Annotated in this window: 16 protein-coding genes; 1 reads left to right on the forward strand and 15 read right to left on the reverse strand. The window is 44.3% G+C overall.

The window, feature by feature from the left end; genetic code table 11:
* Positions 1 to 112: 112 nt before the first annotated feature.
* From fumC to htpG, 15 genes are all read right to left on the reverse strand, one after another.
* The gene (gene fumC / locus ACYVAA_RS01490) at positions 113 to 1,513 is read right to left on the reverse strand and encodes a class II fumarate hydratase (RefSeq protein ID WP_460538240.1); all 1,401 of its coding nucleotides are present in this window, start codon (positions 1,511 to 1,513) and stop codon (positions 113 to 115) included.
* A gap of 228 nt (positions 1,514 to 1,741) precedes the next feature.
* Positions 1,742 to 2,227: a hypothetical protein gene (locus tag ACYVAA_RS01495; RefSeq protein ID WP_460538241.1), complete on the reverse strand. Its 486-nt coding sequence runs from the start codon at positions 2,225 to 2,227 to the stop codon at positions 1,742 to 1,744.
* Positions 2,228 to 2,250: 23 nt separating this feature from the next.
* Entirely contained in the window at positions 2,251 to 2,634 is a 384-nt protein-coding gene (locus tag ACYVAA_RS01500) for a RidA family protein (protein ID WP_460538242.1), read from the reverse strand.
* A 255-nt stretch (positions 2,635 to 2,889) separates the two neighbouring features.
* On the reverse strand, positions 2,890 to 5,421 hold the full coding sequence (locus ACYVAA_RS01505; protein ID WP_460538243.1) for a phosphocholine-specific phospholipase C: 2,532 nt from the start codon (positions 5,419 to 5,421) through the stop codon (positions 2,890 to 2,892).
* Positions 5,422 to 5,551: 130 nt separating this feature from the next.
* Entirely contained in the window at positions 5,552 to 7,024 is a 1,473-nt protein-coding gene (locus ACYVAA_RS01510) for a RagB/SusD family nutrient uptake outer membrane protein (protein WP_460538244.1), read from the reverse strand.
* Positions 7,025 to 7,061: 37 nt separating this feature from the next.
* Entirely contained in the window at positions 7,062 to 10,208 is a 3,147-nt protein-coding gene (locus ACYVAA_RS01515) for a SusC/RagA family TonB-linked outer membrane protein (RefSeq protein ID WP_460538245.1), read from the reverse strand.
* 399 nt (positions 10,209 to 10,607) lie between these two features.
* Positions 10,608 to 11,183, reverse strand: a complete 576-nt coding sequence (locus ACYVAA_RS01520; RefSeq protein ID WP_460538246.1) for a precorrin-2 dehydrogenase/sirohydrochlorin ferrochelatase family protein — start codon at positions 11,181 to 11,183, stop codon at positions 10,608 to 10,610.
* 86 nt (positions 11,184 to 11,269) lie between these two features.
* On the reverse strand, positions 11,270 to 12,034 hold the full coding sequence (gene cobA, locus ACYVAA_RS01525) for a uroporphyrinogen-III C-methyltransferase (protein ID WP_460538247.1): 765 nt from the start codon (positions 12,032 to 12,034) through the stop codon (positions 11,270 to 11,272).
* Positions 12,031 to 14,133 (reverse strand): nitrite reductase, encoded by a 2,103-nt coding sequence (locus ACYVAA_RS01530; RefSeq protein ID WP_460538248.1) that lies wholly within the window; start codon positions 14,131 to 14,133, stop codon positions 12,031 to 12,033. The genes cobA and ACYVAA_RS01530 overlap by 4 nt, the downstream gene beginning before the upstream one ends.
* A 71-nt stretch (positions 14,134 to 14,204) precedes the next feature.
* The gene (locus ACYVAA_RS01535; RefSeq protein ID WP_460538249.1) at positions 14,205 to 15,464 is read right to left on the reverse strand and encodes a sulfate adenylyltransferase subunit 1; all 1,260 of its coding nucleotides are present in this window, start codon (positions 15,462 to 15,464) and stop codon (positions 14,205 to 14,207) included.
* A 97-nt stretch (positions 15,465 to 15,561) separates the two neighbouring features.
* Entirely contained in the window at positions 15,562 to 16,461 is a 900-nt protein-coding gene (gene cysD, locus ACYVAA_RS01540) for a sulfate adenylyltransferase subunit CysD (protein WP_460538250.1), read from the reverse strand.
* Between the two features lie 9 nt (positions 16,462 to 16,470).
* On the reverse strand, positions 16,471 to 17,178 hold the full coding sequence (locus ACYVAA_RS01545; RefSeq protein ID WP_460538251.1) for an adenylyl/phosphoadenylyl-sulfate reductase: 708 nt from the start codon (positions 17,176 to 17,178) through the stop codon (positions 16,471 to 16,473).
* A gap of 7 nt (positions 17,179 to 17,185) precedes the next feature.
* The gene (locus tag ACYVAA_RS01550; RefSeq protein WP_460538252.1) at positions 17,186 to 17,428 is read right to left on the reverse strand and encodes a DUF2061 domain-containing protein; all 243 of its coding nucleotides are present in this window, start codon (positions 17,426 to 17,428) and stop codon (positions 17,186 to 17,188) included.
* 74 nt (positions 17,429 to 17,502) lie between these two features.
* Positions 17,503 to 17,919 (reverse strand): RrF2 family transcriptional regulator, encoded by a 417-nt coding sequence (locus ACYVAA_RS01555; protein WP_460538253.1) that lies wholly within the window; start codon positions 17,917 to 17,919, stop codon positions 17,503 to 17,505.
* Positions 17,920 to 18,263: 344 nt separating this feature from the next.
* The gene (gene htpG / locus ACYVAA_RS01560) at positions 18,264 to 20,147 is read right to left on the reverse strand and encodes a heat shock protein Hsp90 family protein (RefSeq protein ID WP_460538254.1); all 1,884 of its coding nucleotides are present in this window, start codon (positions 20,145 to 20,147) and stop codon (positions 18,264 to 18,266) included.
* A 391-nt stretch (positions 20,148 to 20,538) separates the two neighbouring features.
* Between htpG and ACYVAA_RS01565 the strand changes: the two genes are divergently transcribed.
* Positions 20,539 to 21,330, forward strand: a complete 792-nt coding sequence (locus ACYVAA_RS01565) for a formyl transferase (protein ID WP_460538255.1) — start codon at positions 20,539 to 20,541, stop codon at positions 21,328 to 21,330.
* Positions 21,331 to 21,337: the final 7 nt, after the last annotated feature.

Below are 21,337 nucleotides of genomic sequence, written 5' to 3' on the forward strand. Positions count from 1 at the left end.
GAAGAAGCATATTCCATGTAAAATACGAAATATACTTCCTCTTTTAAAATTTGGATAAAATAAAGTTAAAATATCGGTCTATTGGGATTTTTCATTTCCCTATAAGTTCCAATTATTTCAAACTTCCGATCATATCTTCTGGTTTTACCCACTCATCAAACTGCTCGTTGGTAAGTAAGTCAAGTGCCAGGGCTGCTTCTCTCAAACTCGTTCCTTCTTTGTGTGCTTTTTTGGCAATAGCCGCAGCGTTCTCATAACCGATATGCGTATTTAGGGCCGTTACCAGCATCAAGGAATTCTCCAAATGCTTCTTGATAAATGGCCGGTTTGGCTCTATCCCTATCACACAGTTGTCATGGAAAGAAACACAAGCATCTCCCAACAACCTGGCAGAACTTAGCAGGTTGTGGATCATCATCGGTTTGAACACGTTCAATTCAAAGTGCCCGTTGGAACCTCCAACCGAGACCGCGGTGTCGTTACCCATTACCTGAGCACAGACCATGGTCATGGCCTCAGCCTGAGTAGGGTTTACTTTTCCAGGCATAATGGAAGATCCGGGTTCGTTTTCGGGAATAAGGATTTCTCCGATACCGGATCTTGGGCCTGAAGAAAGCATCCGGATATCGTTGGCGATTTTCATCAAGCTCACCGCCAATTGCTTTAAGGCACCGTGTGTCTCCACAATGGCATCATGGGCTGCCAATGACTCAAACTTGTTGGGCGCAGTCACAAATGGATGCCCCGAAAATTCAGCAATTTTCTTTGCCACCAGTTCCGCATAGCCTTTAGGAGTGTTCAAACCGGTTCCTACCGCAGTGCCTCCAAGGGCAAGCTCTGAAAGGTGCGACAAGGTATTCTTCAAAGCCCTCAAGCCGTGATTCAACTGGGCCACATAGCCAGAAAACTCCTGTCCTAAGGTCAAAGGAGTGGCATCCATAAAGTGGGTCCGGCCGATCTTTACCACATCCATAAACTGCTCGGATTTGCTTTTCAGCGTATCCCTCAGCTTTTCAACGCCCGGAATAGTTGTCTCCACCACCATCTTATAGGCCGCAATGTGCATGGCAGTAGGAAAAGTGTCATTGGAAGACTGGGACTTGTTTACATCATCATTTGGATGGATGGCTTTCTTTTCATCTTCCAAAGCTCCCCCCATCAATACGTGACCGCGATAAGCGATTACCTCATTGGCGTTCATATTGGACTGGGTGCCTGATCCGGTTTGCCAGATCACCAAAGGAAACTGATCATCCAATTTTCCTTCCAAAATCTCGTCGCAAACCTTGGCAATGGTATCGGCCTTTTCCTGTGCCAACACACCTAACTCTGCATTGGTAAGGGCGGCAGATTTTTTAAGGATGGCAAAAGCATGGGTTACTTCAAGTGGCATTCGGTTACGCTCACCACCAATCTTAAAGTTGTTGATGGATCTTTGGGTTTGGGCTCCCCAAAATTTGTCCGCAGGGACTTCCACCGGGCCCATGGTGTCTTTTTCTATTCTATATTTCATGTGTTTATATTTGTTTTTAACTGTCACATCGTCTGCCCCGCATGCATCATCATCTTTGGGTAAGAGTTCACTGTCATGCGCGGTTTCAAGGGAATAACCAACATTGATTTTGATCAAAAATGCTGCAGCCCTTCTTTGAGTCCAATCGAAGACGGCATTTACAGCGCCCCTAAATTACTAACAGAGCGCCACAATCCATAAATGAAGAGGTGATTTTGTACCTTAAAATCAGCCGTTTTTTTGCAAACTCAGCATTTCATGGAAGATTTTTTGGGACTGCCTGACTTTCCGCTTAAAATGTCCCCAGGCAAACCAAACATTCCCCACACCGATGGCCAGGCTAATGGCTCCAAACCACGGCTCCCCCGCTAAAAGAAAGAAAAATATGCCCATGGCCAAGGTGATGATGGACCAGAAAACCAAAAAAAATACCGAACCAGAAAAGAGGCGATAATCCAAGAAGATGATACATCCGGAATGACTGGATTCTATTTTTCCCTTGATGAGGGGCAAAAAACTGTCTGCCCGTCTTACCACCAAAGAAAGCCGGAAAGAATGGTCATAGACCTTACCGTTAAAAAGCTGTCCTTGATCATTTAAAGGATGGGAAAGGTAATCCACATCCTTGGTGACAGCATCCAGACGAGTGATGACTTCCTCGCAAGTCATCGAGGAAACCAACACTTCAGTATGATGGGGCAAGTATTTTAACATTTGCTCCTGCCTCCACAGGTAATTTAGGCTTTTACAGCTATGCAGCTAATTTCTACATGCACATCCTTGGGCAAGCGACTGACCTCGACAGTTTCCCTTGCCGGAGGGTTACTTTTAAAGTACTGACCATAAGCTTCATTGATGGTCCCGAAATCATCCATGTCTTTAATAAAAATAGAACATTTCACGACATCTCCAAAACCATAGCCCGCTGCTGATAAAATTGCATCGAGATTTTTCATCACCGCATGGGTTTCCTCCGTGATATTTTCGTTGATCAGTTCACCGGTCTCCGCATCCAGTGCGATCTGACCAGAAACAAAAAGGGTAGCGCCGGCCTGAACCGCCTGACTATAAGGACCGATAGGCGCCGGTGCCTCTTTCGAATAATGAATCTTATTTGCCATAATTTAAAATTTTGCTCCAAAGTTAGGGATTTATAGTTGAATATAGTGCCACGTCTTGAGTCCTAAGTATGGAGTACTAAAACGGCTGGAAATAAGAGGCCATTGAGCTTGTCGAAATGTCCTCTTATTTCCAGAATATTCAAGACTCTCCCCGTAGGAAATTGCAATTCCAGAAAGGAATTAAATACCTCTTCTCGGAAACCAATCAAACATCTAGCGTCTCCAATCTCAAGGCTCAATACTCCCGACTAAATACTATACTTCCTCTCTCCCCATAAATGGATCAGAAATACTATCCTTGCCAGTCTCCAATCTTCCTGCGTATCGGATTCCGAAATTATCCAAACCTGGTACTTCAAGCTTAAAGTCATACCAGCCCTTATTTTTGGAGGTATCCAAAGTGAAGCTTTCTGAAGAGTCAGGAAGAACAGTAAAGGTCTTTTCCAGTTTCTGATAAGTATCATCTGCCAACCTTAAGTTCAAGGATTGCAGCCCGCTGATGTTATTTACCGTGATTTTAAGACTGTCAGTGATTTTCTTGCGTTTTTTGACGGGCGCACAAGTCATGCTCACTCTAGGTCCCTGAGCGGTACCCATAAATTCCCTAAAGTAACCGTTTGGCCCATAAACCCTCAAATGATACTGCCCGTTTTCAAAAGATTCAAGAGGCCACTGGTATTCCAGCTCATCTCCTGACTTAACGGCAAAAGCCCAGGTTTTTACCGGCTCAAATTGTCCGCTATGTTCATCTTTATAGTTCCCTGGAGCATAGACATTGAAAGGGGCACCCAATGCCTCCTCCCCGAAAATATCTTTGCCGGCCTTAAACCGGATGACAAAGTTTTTACCGTCCTTACTGAGCTGTCCATCCGCATAAAGCTCATATTTCAGCGCATTGGAGGGCTTGGTTCCCGGCTCTTGTTGGGGTAAAACAGCATTGCCTTGTGGGTTTGAACCAAGCTCCCTCGCTTCCTCTTCAGACAGGGTTTTAAAGTTTTTGGGCAATTCTTTGAACTGGGCGTTGAAGATCTGCTGTATGTGCTTGTTCCTTTCCAACCATTCAGGAAGATCGATTTTTTCCCCATTGTACGGTCTGAAAGCTGAAGTCAAATCCCCGCTTATTTCCCTTCTCCAGCTACTGATATTACTTTCTTCGATTTTCTGACCGGTCTTATGGGACAACCACTTTTCCATCAGCATGATGGTGGAAGTAATGTCACATACCTGCGAATTCACCCAGCCACCACGGGTCCATGGGGATGCGATCACCAAAGGCACCCGATAGCCCAGGCCTACAGGGCTTGTTCTGGCATCCCTTTCCTTAAAACCAACTGCGATCTCTTCTTCCTTAGTCACAAACTCACCGGTAACATCCAACCCATCAGAAACCTTTCCAGCTGTCGGATCATGTGGATTTGGGGCAACAAAAGGAGGTACATGATCAAAATAACCGTCATTTTCATCATAGTTCAGGATAAAAATGGTCTTTTTCCATACCTCAGGATTTTGGGTCAAAATATCCAGAACCTCCGAAACGTACCATGCCCCGTACCAGGGAGCACTGGGATGATCTGAAAATTTCTGGGGAGCTACCACCCAGGAAACAGCCGGAAGTTTTCCCTCCCGGACATCCTTGCGGAACTGGTGGAGAATATCGCCCTTTGGAACACTTGCCTCCCGCTTTTCCCCATTGTCACTGTAGGTCATGGTCTCCACTTTGTGGTAATCAGGATCTTCTATATTAGTGGTGAATGCCTTGGCATGCAGGCTTTTTTCCCTTTCCGACAATTGCTGAAACTTTTCTGGATTCCAGTGTTTGAGGTACTCTTCCAGCGCTGCGATGTCCTCTTTTTTCTCAGCAATCTTTTTGGCAAGTTCTTCCTTATCCCCTCCATTCTCAAGCTCCCTTTCCAAACCGGACAAATCCTTGGCCAGGCTTTTTTCGCGCTTTTTGAGGTAATCATAATGCCCCGGACTGAAACGCACCCCAAATTGGGAAAACCATTCCAAGTTATTGTCTGTAAAATTGGCCAATAAAGAACTATCCTCCACATCAGTTCCTACACTCAGTTCATTCTGGTAGACTTTCCAAGAAACCCCGTGATCTTCCAGTCTTTCCGGAAATGTTTTCCAGTCCACCTCATTGCTATAGCCCATCTCCCCATTTCTGACCTTTGGCTTTTCACCGGGATTACCATGTGTTTTTCCTGTCCAAAAATAATTTCTATTGGTAGTGGTACCGGTAATTGAAGCACAAAAATGCTGGTCACAAACAGTGAAGGCATCGGCCAGCGCATAGTAAAATGGAATATCTTCACGGCTGTAATAGCCCATGGTCATGGGAACATCCCGAAACTCCCTGTTACCGGGCCTTTTTGCCTCTATCCAGCCATTATATTTTCCTTCATTTCGTGCATCCACCTGATTTTCCCAGCTGTGTGGGATGTCCCGCATCCAGGTGGCCTTGGTGTCCTTGATGTCAAAACGGAAAGGAGCAAAACGGTTTCCATTTTTATCGGGCTGCAACCATACGGGGTTTTTATCCGGCAAAGTAATCGCTCGGGGATCGTTGAATCCTCTGACACCTTTCAAGGTCCCGAAACAATGATCAAAGGACCGGTTTTCCTGCATCAAAAGCACCACATGCTCCGCGTCATAAAATGTCGTCCCTGGATCGGGAGTAATGGCCAGGGCCTTTTCTATAGAACCCGGCAAAACACTCCACAAACCGGCACTTCCTGAAAGAAGTGCTGCTTTCTTTAAAAAGTCTCTTCTTGAATCACTCATATTTTCAATTAATAATCATTGCTCAAATTAATAATTTCGGTTTGGTATATCTTATAAAATAAAAAATAGTGGAACATTGACCTGATAAACGGTCTCCGTTCCACTATTTGTTAAATTAGAATTCAATGGTCTACTTCAACCACCAGGTCATCTCATCAATATGGTCATTCCCCTCTCCAAACTGATTGGTAATGGCACTTGCTACGTTTGACGCATTGTAATTATACTCCGATTGTGGATAGATCCATCTGTAAGGAACCTCCACCCCAGCAGGCCTTCTGAAGGAAGGATAGCCCCCTGTGCGGTGATGATCATAGAAAGAAGTCCATCCCAATTGGAAAAATGACTGAAGGTATTTTTGCATGATGATCAATTGAATCTGCTCCTCTTCGCTGACGGCCATGGTAAAGTCATTCATGCCTAGCCCCAGGTAATCCTCCGCTGCTGCCTCAGTAACATACATTGAGTAGTTTTCGGCGTACATTTCATAAAACTTGAAGGAAGCTTTAACGGCTGAAGCATAAAGGGCCTCCGCATCTGCAGAAATCCAGCCTCTTACTGCCGCCTCAGCCAAAATCAACTGCTGTTCAGAATACCCTAAAAGCATGTAAGGCTCGTTTACCGGATCTTTATGATAACGGTCATTGACCTTGGACACATTGCCCTGAGTGGCCTTTTCATTTACTTCTGCATAAGGAGCGGCAGGATCCCCTCCTTCATAGGCTGAAAAATCATTGATTGCCTTTCCTGCTTCCTTCGCCGATTTTGTCTGGGTACAATAAATAAACAATCGTGGATCCTCACGATCCTGAAGACGCTTTACAAAAGTGGAGTCCATGTACATACCTGAACTGAAACCGCTACTGTTGAAGTCAGGATAGCGGTTGTCCTGCTGGTCCAGGAACACCAGCTGGCCACTGTCCTCTACTTTCTCCATCAAAGGCTCATTCTGGTAGATGGAAGCAAACTCTCCCAGGTTTATCTCTCCTGATTTTTCAGAAAGGGTCAATAATACCTTAAGACGGAAAGCATTGATCAGTTTCCTCCAGCTAGTCATGTCCCCACCATAGATGATATCACCTGCTATGATGTTGTTATCGGCTGCAAGCAAGTCATTGGCCTCTTTAAGCTCGGTTAGGACCCCCTCAAAAACCACCTTCTGATCATCATATGCGGGGGTGTAGCTCTCCTGAGACTCACCCATTAGCGCCGCCGAATAAGGGACATCTCCAAAGGTCAAGGTCAAATTATAGAAATAATAGGCCCGGAAAAACTTGCCCAAAGCAACATAAGACGGATCTCCTATACGCTCCCCCTCCTCAATCATCTTGGTTACGTCCCTTAGATCACTGTAAACACCATAACTTCCCCTGTCCCATTTATAATACTGGTTGGTATTCTCACCATCTGTCTGCACCAGCATCTTTAAAGCGTATAAAGGAGAGGTTCCTCTATACGACCGGAAAGCATTCCACTCCACCTTGGTCAGCAACAGCTGGGGGTGGGTTTCAGTTGGCAGGTTGGGATTGACATTCATTTCCTCCAGATTTTGACAGGAAGCCAGGCCCACTAGCAAAACCAATGCTGCAATTATATTTTTCATTCTTTTTGTCATTTTTAAAACTTTGCCAGAAAATCAATTAAAAGGTCGCCATAAGGGTAAAGCCTACATACCTGGATGAAGGATCCTGTAGGTTGTTATCATTGCCATAATCAGGATCAAGCAAAGGCAACTTCTTCCATACCGCCAGATTGTAGCCATATACCGAAAGGTCCAATTTCTTGATCTTTTGAGAGGTCATGATATTCATCAGGTCATAAGTCACAGACAGCCTTCTCAGCTTGAAATAAGAACGGTCGTACACGTTGGCAAAAAGCTCGCTTTCCTCTTCGGTTACCTGCGCCCGGTAGGGATAAATCTGAGACCAAGTCTGCCAGCTTACGGCCGTGGTATTTTGAGTATATTCCCTGGTATCAGAAATTACATTCCCATCTACATCTCTTACCAGTTCGCCTCCGGTTAGCACTACACCTTCTGGTACATACACCGGCTCACCTGCAGCATATTCCTGATCACGATAAAGTACAGAATTTGGATGCTTACCACCCCACCACATTTTCTCTATGGTCAGTGAACGGATCAAACCTCCCCAAGCTCCATCTATGTCCATATCTACCCTAAAATCGCCCACTCTGAACCTATTCTGAAGGCCTAATCTCCACGAAGGATCCAAGTGCCCTATTTTGGTAGGATAAGGATCACGTGTAGGCAATCCGGTATTGGCGTCCAAAATCACCTGTCCATCGGCACTCTTTTGCCAAACGGTGGCATAATAACTGTCTGCCCGATCACCTTCACGAAGGTTGCCGAAACGTGCATTGTCACCATAGATATCGGTGATTTTCTTTACATAGCGGGTCCAGTTTAGGCCCAAATCCCATCCAAAATTATTATGATTCACTGCATTGAAATTGACCATCGCCTCAAAGCCGTGCGTGGTATACTCATTGCCATTCACTTTGCGTGAGGTAAAGCCTGATGCTTCAGAAACACTGAGGTCGATGATCTGGTTTTCATCCAAAATCCTGTAATAGGTACCTTCCAAGGTCACTCTTTTTTGTGCAAAGGAAGTAGAAAAACCTGCTTCAAAAGAAGTGGATTTCTCCGGCATGATTCCAGCGTTCACCAAGCCTGAAGGATAATAGACAGAAGGGGTGGAGCCATAGGTCACTCCCTTGTTATAGGTAGCTTGAAGGCTATAAGGGTCCAAATCACTGGAAACCTGCGACCATGAACTGTAAACCTTCAAGTAGTCAACGGCTTTCGGCATCCTAACAAATTCAGAAAGCATCGCACTGACGGATGCGGAAGGATAAAAATAAGAGTTCGTCGAAGTAGGCAAAGTAGATGACCAGTCATTTCTGGCTGAAAAGTTCACAAATACCGAATTCCACAAGTCCACATTCGCAGAGCCGTATACACTTCGGATGGCTTTTTCCTGAAAATAATTCGTGGCCCTCACCGGTCCTTGGGTATTGCTCAAGCTGTATACTCCTGGAACAATCAGCCCATCGGAAGAGGCATATTCCTGCTGATAGGTTCTGTAAAAGCTGGAAGCTCCGGCATTGACTGTAAAGCCAAGATTTTGATTGAGCGTTTTACTATAAGAAGCCAGCACATCGGTATCCAGGTTCAGCTGGCTGTCGTTCCACATCTTGTAGTCACCGTTTCTGGAGTCACCATAGTTCATGTAGGACTTAGGACTTTCCATGTCCTCAAACAACCTTCTTTCCCTTGCCGACACCCTGCCCTGAATATACAGGTCTGGAGTGATCTGGTATTTCAATTTGAGCTTTCCATCCAGGGTATTCCTGTTATGGATCTGGTTTAGCTCATAAGCAGCAAAATAAACATTATTATACCAAGCATAATTGTAGTTGGCCTGACGGTAACCTTCCAGACCGGGTACATACATATGGTCTTTCAGATCCTGTCCGTTTACATCATCACCCATCCAGATCAAAATGGTATACATATGGTTCTTAGGCCCATAACCATAGCGTGGATAATTAGGAGAAAACACCTTATTATAACTCAAGGTTGCATCCAACTGAAGGTCTTCGGTCAGATCAAATGAGGAATTGAAATTCAAGCCTCCGGTATGCAATGAGGTATTGGGAACCTGACCGGTTTGGTAAGAATAGTTTCCTGAAAAATAGAACCGGGATTTTTCACCTTGGTAGGCTACCGAGAAATCGTTCTTGGTCACCACACCGGTATTCAAGAAATCCTTAAGATTATCGTGCCTTTTCCATTCGGTCGGTACGCGCTCGTAGCGGGATTTGTCATCATAGATTGTCCCGGAGACATTGCCGTACCACTCGATGGTTTCCCCAGTAACCTTATCACGGATAGGACTGTTCCATTGAGGGATCATGACACCTGGCTCAAACTTTGGCCCCCATATCATGTCTCCATCGGAAATACCGCCGTCGGCACCGTCCCAAAATTCATATTTACCATTAGAGCCATTGCCATATTCGGTCTGGGTCTCAGGGAAAACGGTAAAACCTGCTGTGACCATGTTACTGGTAGATGCAGTCACAGTAAGTCCTTCCTTACTCGCATTTTTTCGCGTAATCAAGATAGCACCGTTTTTCCCTCTTGCTCCATATAGCGCTGAGGCTGCTCCTCCCTTTAGCACATTGATACTTTCGATATCTTCAGGAGAAATATCAAAAAGATCCGACTCTACTGGAATACCGTCCAATACAATCAAAGGAGTCTTTCCTCTAAGGCTAAATGAAGGAGATTGGAAAATCCCTGTCGGATTGTTTACTGTAAGCCCAGCTACTTGGCCGGAAAGGGCATTTCCCAAGTTCATCGTTCTGGACTCGCCCAATACATCTGTATTGACCTCCTGGGTGGCATACCCCAGCTTTTTCTTTTGTTGCTTGATCCCGATGGCCGTAACCACCACTTCATCCAAACTTTGCTCATCCTCCTGAAGGACTACATCAATTACAGACCTCCCGTTTATCGCCACCTCTTGGGGCACAAAGCCAATAAAACTGAAAAGCAGCACATCCTCTTTAGTGGTCTGAATAAAGTAGTTGCCGTCAAAGTCGGCCACCGTTCCATTGGTAGTTCCTTTGACCATCACCGTTACCCCTGGAAGACCTTCTCCTGAAGCATCGGTTATTTGGCCACTGACCTGATCCTGTCCCATTGCGATAAGGGGAATGTTCAAAATCAGGCCAAACAATAATGTAAAAGCGTGTTTCATAAGTTAGTGTGATTATTTATTTTATAAAATGCTGATTTTCTTTACTTTAACCCTCCAACAGCCTTATACCGCTGAATTTGGGAGCAAAATTATCATCCACACCAACTTTTATTGGGAAACAGCAATTATCAATTCTTTAATTGATCTAAGCAGACTTAAGTAAAATTTAAACCTTAAGAGGTGGTTGTATTTGAATAATTTCAATCACGAAACAAAATGACATCATACGATCATAAAAAAATATCAAAATCCATCCACACCACCTTCCATAAGTCCTATTTTAACATAGAAAAAACTATTAAAAATTTGTTAACGGATAAAAAAAAGGCAGATAGATACCTACCTGCTTTTCCAAAATTAAATCAACCGCATATATTAAATCTTTACTGAAGTATCAGCTTAGCTTTTCAGCAAAAGCTCTTTCGTCAGTTTATTCAAAGCTTCAACTTTATATTCAAAATCCCCTTTCAAGGTGTCCCTGTATTGGTTAATATTTTCCACCATTTCGTTGATATCATCAGGAATCACTTCTTCCAGGAACTGCCGCAGCCGCTTGGCCGTGGTTGGAGACTTACCATTGGTACTGATAGCAATTTTCACATTTCCCTTGGTCACAATACCTCCCAAATAAAAATCACACAATTCAGGCGTATCAGCAATGTTTACCAATAAATTTTTTGCCTTTGCGTCCAAATGAATTTGCTTGTTTACCTCTTTGTCATCAGTAGCACCGATCACCATATGGCGTCCTTCCAAATATTTGGGATCATAAGCATCCTCCACCAAAGAAAGGTTCTTTTTTTCAGATGCTATCTTTCGAATATCGTTAGAAATCTCCTTGGCAACAATAGTTACCTGGGCATTGGGGCTTGATTTTAGCAAAAAAGACAATTTCTCCAATCCCACATTTCCAGCTCCTACGATAAGTGTATTTAACTGTGCTACCTTCAGGAACACAGGGTACAATTCATTCATTTCTTTTTTGGTTATTGTGGTTCAAAGCAATATCAGGAAATATTGAACCAATACTTCCTGATAGCTTATCTCATTCGTCAAACAGGCTAAGCCTTGACAGCCGCCCTGTATATCTCCATCAGCTTAGGGCTTTCTCTAACGACATCCCCAATAATGATCACTGCAGGAGCTCCAATACCTGATTCCTCTACTTTTTGCTGTATATCACTTATTAGTCCGGCTACCACCTTTTCATTGGCGGTGGTACCATTCTGTATCAAGGCTATTGGCGTATCCGCTTTTCCTGATTGGCTAAAAGCCCCTACTATTTCCGCCAACTTCCGGGTTCCCATCAGCACCACTACTGTGGCTGTAGACTGGGCCGCGATCTTAATATCCCTGGAAAGTTGCCCTGAAGAGGTGGTTCCGGTAATTACCCAAAAACTTTCTGCCACCCCCCTTTTGGTCACCGGAATACCTTGGTAAGCAGGCACCGCCACACTGGAGGTGATACCGGGGATCACTTCAGTGGCTATGCCAAACTGCTGGACATAGTCAATTTCTTCAGCTCCCCTTCCGAAGACAAAAGGATCTCCCCCTTTGAGCCTTACCACATGGCCATATTTCATGGCATATTCCACGATCAGCTGGTTGGTATCCTCTTGAGGGTTATTTTTGCTCCCATGCCGCTTGCCGACAAAGACTTTGAGGGCATTTTCAGTGGCATGCTTGAGCAATGATTTATCTACCAATGCATCATAGAGTATCACATCCGCCTTGCCCAAGGCCAAAATCCCCTTAAGGGTGATCAGCTCTGGATCACCGGGACCGGCCCCTACCAAGGTCAATTTTGGTGTGATACTTGGTATCATGCTTCTACCTCCTTTGCACGGTAATCGCTCAAGGCATGGTAAACCTGCTCTGCTTTTGCATAATATGTCTTGGCAAAATCTTCGGTAGGTTCATTTTTCTGGATTTCGTAAACGATATCCGCAAAAGTACCTCCGAGGTTGATCTTTCCAGATGCGACAAATAGTTCATCAAACTGCTCCACGATATTAGAGTAGGAGTTGGCAGCCTTACCTTCTGAAATCAAAATGGCTTTGGCAGAATTTACCAGCCCTGCGTAAGTATGGTAAATACTATCTGACCATTTTTTGTCATTCATGCTGTCTTCGGCATTGGCCAGCTTCTCCCGTGCTTCCAAAAGCAGGGTTGCCACCAAGTCAATAACTACACCGGCACATTCACCTACACCTACCGCTTTAACATAGGCCTTTTCATTGCCCCAGTCGATATAATCGGAATCCACGACATCCTCTGTGCTTGACAGAGGCTTAAGGAATTCATAGAAATACATCTGCCCCTGACGGTCATAGTATTCCACATATTTCTCGCCCTTTTCGGCATTTTGCTCAAAATCATCCAAAATCAACCTCAAAGCCTGAGGAGCCCTTTTACTGGGGATTTTGATGACCTTATCCGCAAACCTTCCTTCTCCGTTTCCTAGCGTCGCTCCGCCAAGTAGCACCTGCAGGGCAGGGATTACTGACTTGCCCACTTTGATGGACATTCCCTGGAAGCCGATAGATGCCATATTGTGCTGGCCACATGCGTTCATACAACCTGAGATTTTGATGTTCAGGTCTTTGTTGAACAAGTATTGTGGATATTCTTTGAAGATTACCTCTTCCAAAATATGGGCTGCACCTGTACTGCTGGCAATTCCCAGGTTACAAGTGTCAGTACCTGGACAAGCCGTAAGGTCTCCCAGTGAATCGTAACCATAAGCCACGAAATTGAGTTTTTCCAATTCCTGATAGAAAAATGGTAGGGCTTCTTCCTGCACATCCCTGATCAGAATATTTTGCCTCAAGGTAAGACGGATCTCATCGTTGGCATATTTGCTTACCAGATCCGCTAACTTTCTTGCTTTGTCGGTATAGAAATCGCCCAAATGTACTTTGATCCCTATAGAGACATATCCTTTTTGCTTTTGAAGAAGCACATTGGTCTTTAACCATCTCTCATAGGCTTCACCCTCAGGGGCTGTTACTGCCGGAAACTCAGCCTGAGGCAATTTCTGCTTGGCTTCGTAGCTCTTATAGTCAATAGGATAAGACTGGAAAGGAAGTGCTTTTTGCTCCTGCTCCACCAGTTTCATGAATTCCTCCACACCAATATCCTTGATCAGGAACTTCATTCTGGCTTTCATCCTTTTGGCCCTTTCACCGTGACGGTCAAACATCCTCACCACTCCTTCAATAAAAGGAATCAGCTTATCTGTTGCCAAGAAATCGGTGATCACATCGGCATGTCGTGGTTGGGAACCCAATCCACCACCCAGTAGGACCTTGAAGCCTCTTACTTCTTCCCCGTCCACAGTCTTCACTTTGGGGATAAAACCAAGGTCGTGAAGGTAAGTCAAAGCGGTATCTTCCTCACTGCAGGAAAACGCCATCTTAAACTTTCGTCCCATTTCTTGACAGATAGGATTACGCAGCATGTACTTAAAGGTAGCGTCTGCATAAGGAGTTACGTCAAAGGGTTCGTTTGGATCCACCCCCGCTCTCTCAGAAGCAGTCACGTTTCTTACCGTGTTACCACAAGCCTCGCGCAAGGTGATATCGTCCTTCTCCAAATCCGCCCATAGTTCTGGTGTACGGTCCAGGCTTACATAGTGGATCTGAATATCCTGACGGGTAGTAATGTGCAGCCTTCCTGTAGAGTATTCCTCAGACACATCACAGATCCTATGTAATTGCTTACCGCTAACTTTACCATAAGGCAACTTGATACGGATCATCTGTACCCCCGGTTGGCGCTGGCCATAAATGCCCCGTGCCAATCTCAGGCTTCTGAATTTTTCTTCGTCTATCTTACCGTCCCTGAAAAGCGCAATTTTCTTTTCCAGTTCGATAATATCTTTTTCCACAATGGGATTTTCAATTTCTGTTCTAAAGCTTTGCATAGTGGTTGTCTGATTTTTTTGGTTGTAAGCAAATGAACCTACTCTTCTTCATCAATAATAGTAGATTCTTTTTACTGAATGAACCCTACACTTACTGTGTCAAAAGAACCTTCATCTACCAGGATAAAGCTTCCGTTGGACTTGCTCACATGGTAAGGATCAAAGTGAATCGGTTTGCTTAACCTGAATTTCACTTTACCGATATCATTTAACTTCAACTGGTCTGTCCCCTCTTCCCCTGAGAAATCGGTATGAACCAAGCCATCTATGCTGTCCACTTTGGCCAATACTTGGTTGACGCCGTGTTGAAGGATATATTTTGCACCTACTCTTAATGGCTTGCTGTTCACCTGACAGATCGTCGCAGAAAGTTGCTTCTCTGATTTGGGAAGCTCGCTGGATTTGACCAGCATGTCCCCACGGCTTACATTGACTTCATCTTCAAGGGTAATCGTCACAGAGCTGCCCGGCACTGCCTCTTCAAATTCCTGATCAAAGAAATTGATCGATTTGATCTTGCTGCTCGTATAGGAAGGCAAGACGGTCACGTCATCTCCTACCGACAGGTTGCCCCCGTAGAGCTTTCCGGCAAAACCGCGGAAATCATGATGGGTATCGGTTTTTGGCCTTACCACATATTGCACGGGAAAACGGGCGGCACTGTTTTCTTCCAGCTCATCCAATTCAAGATTTTCCAGATAATCCAACAATGAAGGACCACCATACCAATCCATTTTATCAGATCCTGAAGCAATGTTGTCTCCATGAAGGGCACTTACCGGAATAAAGGTCACCTCATCGACTTTGTAATTGCTTTTATCAATCAACACCTCAAAGTCCTTCTTGATCTCTTCAAAAACCTGCCGGTCAAAATCCACCAGGTCCATTTTGTTGATCGCCACTATCACATGCCCCACTCTTAGCAGGTTGTTGATGAAAAAGTGACGATAAGTCTGTTCAATCACCCCTTTTCGCGCATCGATCAAAATGATCGCCACTTGGGAGGTGGAAGCTCCGGTCACCATATTTCGGGTATATTCCACATGGCCCGGGGTGTCCGCAATGATATAATTGGTCTTATCGGTATTGAAATAAATATGGGCCACATCAATGGTGATACCTTGCTCCCGCTCTGCCACCAATCCATCAGTAGCCAAGGAGAAATCAAGGTAATCAAAGCCTTTTTGCCTACTGTTACGCTCGATGGCCTCCAGCTTATCCGTAGTCAGTGACTTTGTATCATACAACAGCCTTCCGATTAGGGTGCTTTTCCCATCATCCACACTTCCTGCTGTTGCCAAATTGATCAGTTTTCTATTTTCAGTGCTCATTGTATTCTTAATTTTTAAAAGGGATTGGTTGATGCCGGATGCCAATTGGTCCACCGACTGTCCTGCTCACGATTTTTACGGCAAAACCTGCCGCATCCTAGAAGTAACCTACTTTCTTTCTGTTCTCCATGGCTGCCTCGGAACGCTTGTCATCGATTCTGGCTCCACGTTCGGAAATGGTACTTGCACGGATCTCATCCACTACCTCCTCCAGGGTCTCTGCTTCAGAAAGAACAGCCGCTGTACAGGTCATGTCCCCTACGGTCCTGAAACGAACCATACGCTCTTCCACCTCCTCATGATCCTCCCGGTAAACGTGCTCAGAAGCAGTCCAAATCATACCGTCCCTCACAAAAATCTCTCGCTTATGCGCAAAATAGATAGAAGGAATTTTGATATTTTCAGTCTTGATATATTCCCACACATCCAGCTCCGTCCAGTTGGAAATAGGGAATGCCCTTACATTTTGTCCTTGATTGACCTTACCGTTGAGCATATCAAACAGCTCAGGCCGTTGGTTTTTCTCATCCCATTGTCCGAAGTCATCCCTCACGGAGAATACCCTTTCTTTTGCCCGGGCTTTCTCTTCATCCCTTCTTGCCCCTCCGATACAAGCATCAAACTTGTGCTCTTCAATGGCATCCAGAAGCGTGGTCGTCTGCAGAGAGTTTCTACTCGAATAACGTCCTTTTTCCTCTTGCACTTTACCTTGGTCAATGGAGTCCTGAACTTTGGCCACTATCAACTCCAGCCCTAGTTCTTCCACCAATTGGTCCCTGAATTCTATGGTCTCAGGGAAATTGTGGCCAGTGTCCACATGTAACAATGGAAAAGGAATTCTCGCAGGATAAAAAGCTTTTTGAGCTAATCTTACCAGTGTAATGGAATCTTTGCCACCTGAAAACAATAAAACAGGCCTCTCAAACTGCGCCGCAACTTCGCGAATAATATGAATTGATTCGGCTTCTTTCGGATTAGGAACAAATATATTTTTCATGCTAAACATCTATTTTATATGTAAACCACATTCTTTTTTTGAACTTTCCCACCACCATCTTCCGGCTCGTGGATCCTCTCCGGGCTCAATGGCACGGGTACAAGGGGCGCAGCCTATGCTGACAAACCCTTTGTCATGAAGTGGGTTATAAGGGATTTTATTGTCGTTGATATACTGAAGCATCTCTTCCATGCTCCATTCCAACAATGGATTGAATTTGATGATCTGGTTACCTTCGTCCCATTCAAGTTTTTGCATGGCACTTCTGTTGCTACTCTGCTCGGCCCTCAGACCGGTAATCCAGATACTGTTTCCCGCCAATGCACGCTTCAAAGGCTCTACCTTACGCACATAGCAGCAACTCTTTCTATTCTCGGGGGATTCATAGAATCCGTTGATCCCGATATCACTTACCAATTTCTCCACCGAAGCGGTGTTCGGGTAATAAGGCTGGATCTTGATCTTGTACTTGCTTTCTGTCCTGGACAGCAGATCATAGGTTTCATAAAACAATCTTCCGGTATCCAATGTAAAAATAGTGACAGGTAAATTGTTCTTGGCGATGATTTCGGTAATCACCTGATCTTCTTGCCCCAACGAAGTGGAAAAAACCACTTTCCCAGGAAACAGTTCACACAGCTGGGCAATAGCATCTGCTATGCCTAGCTTCTCAACACGTACAGACAAGTCTTTCAAAAGGTTCTTCTTCATCATCATGCTAATTTTATCTGTCTGTTATCTTTGCCCAAGCTCTTTCGTGGAAATAGTACAGCACCATTTTGCTGACCACTTCAATAGATCCAATCGAAAGGGCCGTCTTTATCTCGCCGGTAATCAGATAGGAAATCACCATTGTATCTATGGTCCCTACCAATCTCCAGGACACCGACTTTAAAACACTTTTTCTCTTAGTGTCTTTTCCTTTTTCATCTATAAACCACTTTTTGATAGGCTGATCAAAAATCATAGGTTTTATAATTTGTTGAAAGACAAAAGTATATAAAACCTATAAAAAAAGTAGGGTTTATAGAAAATTTTTTTTTACCCCTTATCGAGTATATCAGATAAGGTCTTGTTTTCCAGTATATTAAGTGTTTCATCACGCACCTGTATCATCACTTTATTTAGCCCACAAATTTCCTGATCTTTACACTCCTCACAGGCCTCATAATAGTTAAGGCTTACACAGGGAAGAAGTGCTATGGGACCGTCCAAAAGACGGATAATTCTGGACAACGGAATCTCCTTGGGCTCCTTGATCAGATAATACCCTCCTCCTTTGCCTTTTTTACTTCCAAGAAAGCCTGCCTTCTTCAATTCCAGCAAAATATTTTCCAAAAACTTGTGGGAAATACCGTGCTCGGCGGCAATGTCCTGGATCAATACAGAACCCTCTTCTTTATGCTTTCCCAGATAGGTCAAGGCATGAAAGGCATATTTTGTTTTTTTGGATAACATCTTACAAAAATAAAATAATTCCTTAAATCACCCCATTTGTACTTATTTTTTCCACAAACTAAGCCGAGGTTTTACAATTGGGCCATCCAAGCACACCTCGAATGACGTGTTGAAAACAAAGAGGCTGCCTCATAAGTTCTTTTCAGTGCGTTCCGCCCTGACTGAGCAGACAGTTGCAATGGAAAAGCCCGCCTTCCACAGGCGGGCTTCACTGCGTTTGCTATGAGGATGCTAAACCACAACTGTCATGCTACTTCTTTACATCTTTAAAATGTAAATTCTGGTAATGAAGCATTTTCTTGTTATGAGACAGCCTCCAGGCATTTTATTTCATATCGGATGGATTAGATCATCTCCACACTTCTTTTGACAAACTCCGTAAGGTCTTTCCCCGAAAGCATTCCCTGAGAAAGCTTGGCCAGATCAAAAGCCTGCTTGGCAAGCTTGGCCTGCTCCTCCTCACCTTCTGCCTTTAGGATCTTGTCGATGATTTTGTGGTTTCCATTGATGGCTACCTTGTAGTTATCCGGCATTGCCCCATAAAAGCCCATGCCTCCTCCGGTCTGCGCCATATCCTTCATCCTACGCATAAACTCCTCCATCGTGATGGTCACGGGCAACTCCTCTGGACTCAGCCCCTCTACTTCTACAGAGTAGCTATTGCTTCCGATGGCCTTTTCAAAAATTTCCTTCACCTGCTTGCTCTGCTCTTCTGTAAGCACGTTGGCCGTGCTCTCTTCCTTTTTGATCAGTTTATCTGCCACATCAGCATCCACGCGCTTCAGGGATGTCTTTTCCAGCTTTTGCTCCAGGTTATTGATGAAGTGGCTATCTATAGGCGAATCCAATACCAATACATCATAGTCTTTGCTATTCGCCGACTGAATAAAGGCATCCTGTTTCTCTGTGTCCGTGCTGTAAAGGAACACGGTTTGTTCATCCTTATCGGTTTGGTTGCCCTTTACCTTTTCCTGGTACTCCGTAATGGTAAAATATTCGCCCTTGGTATTGTTCAGCAACGCAAAATCTTTTCCTTTTTCATAGAATTTATCCTCACTGATCATACCATACTTTACAAACAAGCCGATATCATCCCACTTGCTCTCGTATGATTTTCTATCTTTCTTGAACAGCTCACCAAGTTTGTCTGCTACTTTTTTGGTGATATAGCTGTTGATTTTCTTCACATTTCCATCGGCCTGCAAGAAGCTTCGTGACACGTTCAGCGGGATGTCCGGAGAATCGATCACACCATGCAGCAACATCAGGAATTCAGGGACAATGTCCTTCACCTCATCTGTAATGAATACCTGACGGGAAAACAGCTTGATTTTATTGCGCTGCAGCTCAAACTCATTTTTAACCTTTGGAAAATAAAGTACCCCCGTAAGGTTAAATGGGTAATCCACATTGAGATGGATCCAGAAAAGAGGATCCTCGCTCATCGGATAAAGCTCCTTATAGAAAGCCAGATAGTCCTCGTCTTTAAGTTCACTTGGAGATTTGGTCCAGATCGGCTCCGTGGTGTTGATGATATTATCTACTTCTACCGATTTATACTTAGGCTGGCCTTCATCATCCTTCCCGTCTTCTACGCTTTCAGTTTTCGTTTCAAACTTGATGGGTACCGGCAAAAACTTACAGTACTTGTCCAAGATCCCCTGAAGCTTCCACTTGTCCAAAAACTCTTCTGACTCTTCGTTGATATGAAGAACTATTTCCGTTCCTCTTTCGGTCCTATCACCTGCTGAAATTTCAAAGGATGTACTGCCATCACAGGTCCATTTGGCAGGCTCTGCCCCCTCCTGATAGCTAAGCGAGTGGATATCCACCCTGTGCGCCACCATAAAAGCTGAGTAAAAACCCAGACCAAACTTACCGATGATTTCATTGGCATCTTTGGCATCCTTGAATTTTTCCACAAATTCGGTAGCTCCTGAAAAAGCAATCTGGTTGATGTACTTCTTTATTTCCTCTGCGGTCATACCGATACCCTTATCGGCAATGGTGATGGTCTTTTTCTCCTTGTCAAAACTCACCTCCACCTGGACATCACCCAGCTCTCCTTTGTACTGCCCCAAGGTTGCCAGTCTTTTGATCTTCTGTGTGGCATCCACTGCGTTGGACACAAGTTCCCTAAGGAAAATCTCATTATCTGAGTAAAGAAACTTTTTAATAATCGGGAAAATATTCTCGGTATGAATCGAGATGGTACCTTTCTCCTGCATAACTATATGGTTTTTATAATTTTATCGATTTTTAAACATTTTCCTTTTATCAAGCCTTGTTCCAAAAGGATTTTTACGCCATAATGACAGTCATGGCATCGAGCAACACCCTTTACCCTGTCAGACACCCCCATTGCCCAACTCAACGATGTCCTACAGCTGGAGAATATCCTAGTTTTGCAAAAACTGCCTAAGCCTATTTAGGAAGGAGATGTTAACCCTCCTTCGTTATCAAGCGGATTATAGCAAGATATTATTTGTTTAAAAACATTTTAATATATTTGAATAACATATTTTTTATTACTAAATTTCTTACGTGCAAACCGGTAAGAGATGAAACGTTTCTTAGCTTTTTTTAAAAACCTGAACATACTGAAAATTTTAATTTTGTATGAAGATTGTTCTTATCAGCGAATGTCAGATTCGGGAGATGGCCGTCATCGAGCAACTCCTCTACCACTACCCTTCTACCATTGTGGTGAGCCCTAATTTTTCAAAAGGTCCTAAGAAAAAAAAATCGCTCACCCCTTCCGCTGTGCTTTCCCGCTTGGCCAAAAGGACATTGGTCAAACTTCACTTAAACACCCTAAACCGTAAACTGTACCCCGATCCACAGTCTAAACCCTCTATTCAAAACAGGATCGAGATCCACGGCCCCAAACTCAATCAGACCGAAGGAATAACATTGCTACAGGAGTTGGAGCCGGATGTCCTGATCACTTGCCGTGCACCTTTGCTAAAACCCGAAATCATAAAAATCCCAAAAATAGCAGCCGTCAATATCCATTACGGAATTGCCCCGGCCTACAGGGGCAATGACTCCCTATTTTGGGCGCTTTTTTTCAGGGACTACGAACACTTAGGAGGATGCATTCACCACCTCAGTGAAGGGGTGGACACAGGGGACATTTTGTCAGAAGCTTTCCCGGCGCTGGCACCTGGGGACGGAGAAACCGAAATTGACATCAAAACCACCCGATTACTTGGCACCGCCCTGATCCAATACCTAAAGGCCCTGGAAAACGGAGAGGCAAAAACCAATGGAAAACCCCAAACGCAAAAAGGCAAAAACTTCAAATCCGCCGACCGGACCGTAGGCAAAAGCCTGCTTTTCTGGCTAAAGAAAAATGTAGGTGCTTCACGGCCGCCCAAGCGGGAAGAAAAAATCATCACTTATTTCTAAATTCCAC

This window comes from Echinicola sediminis (genome assembly GCF_054777495.1).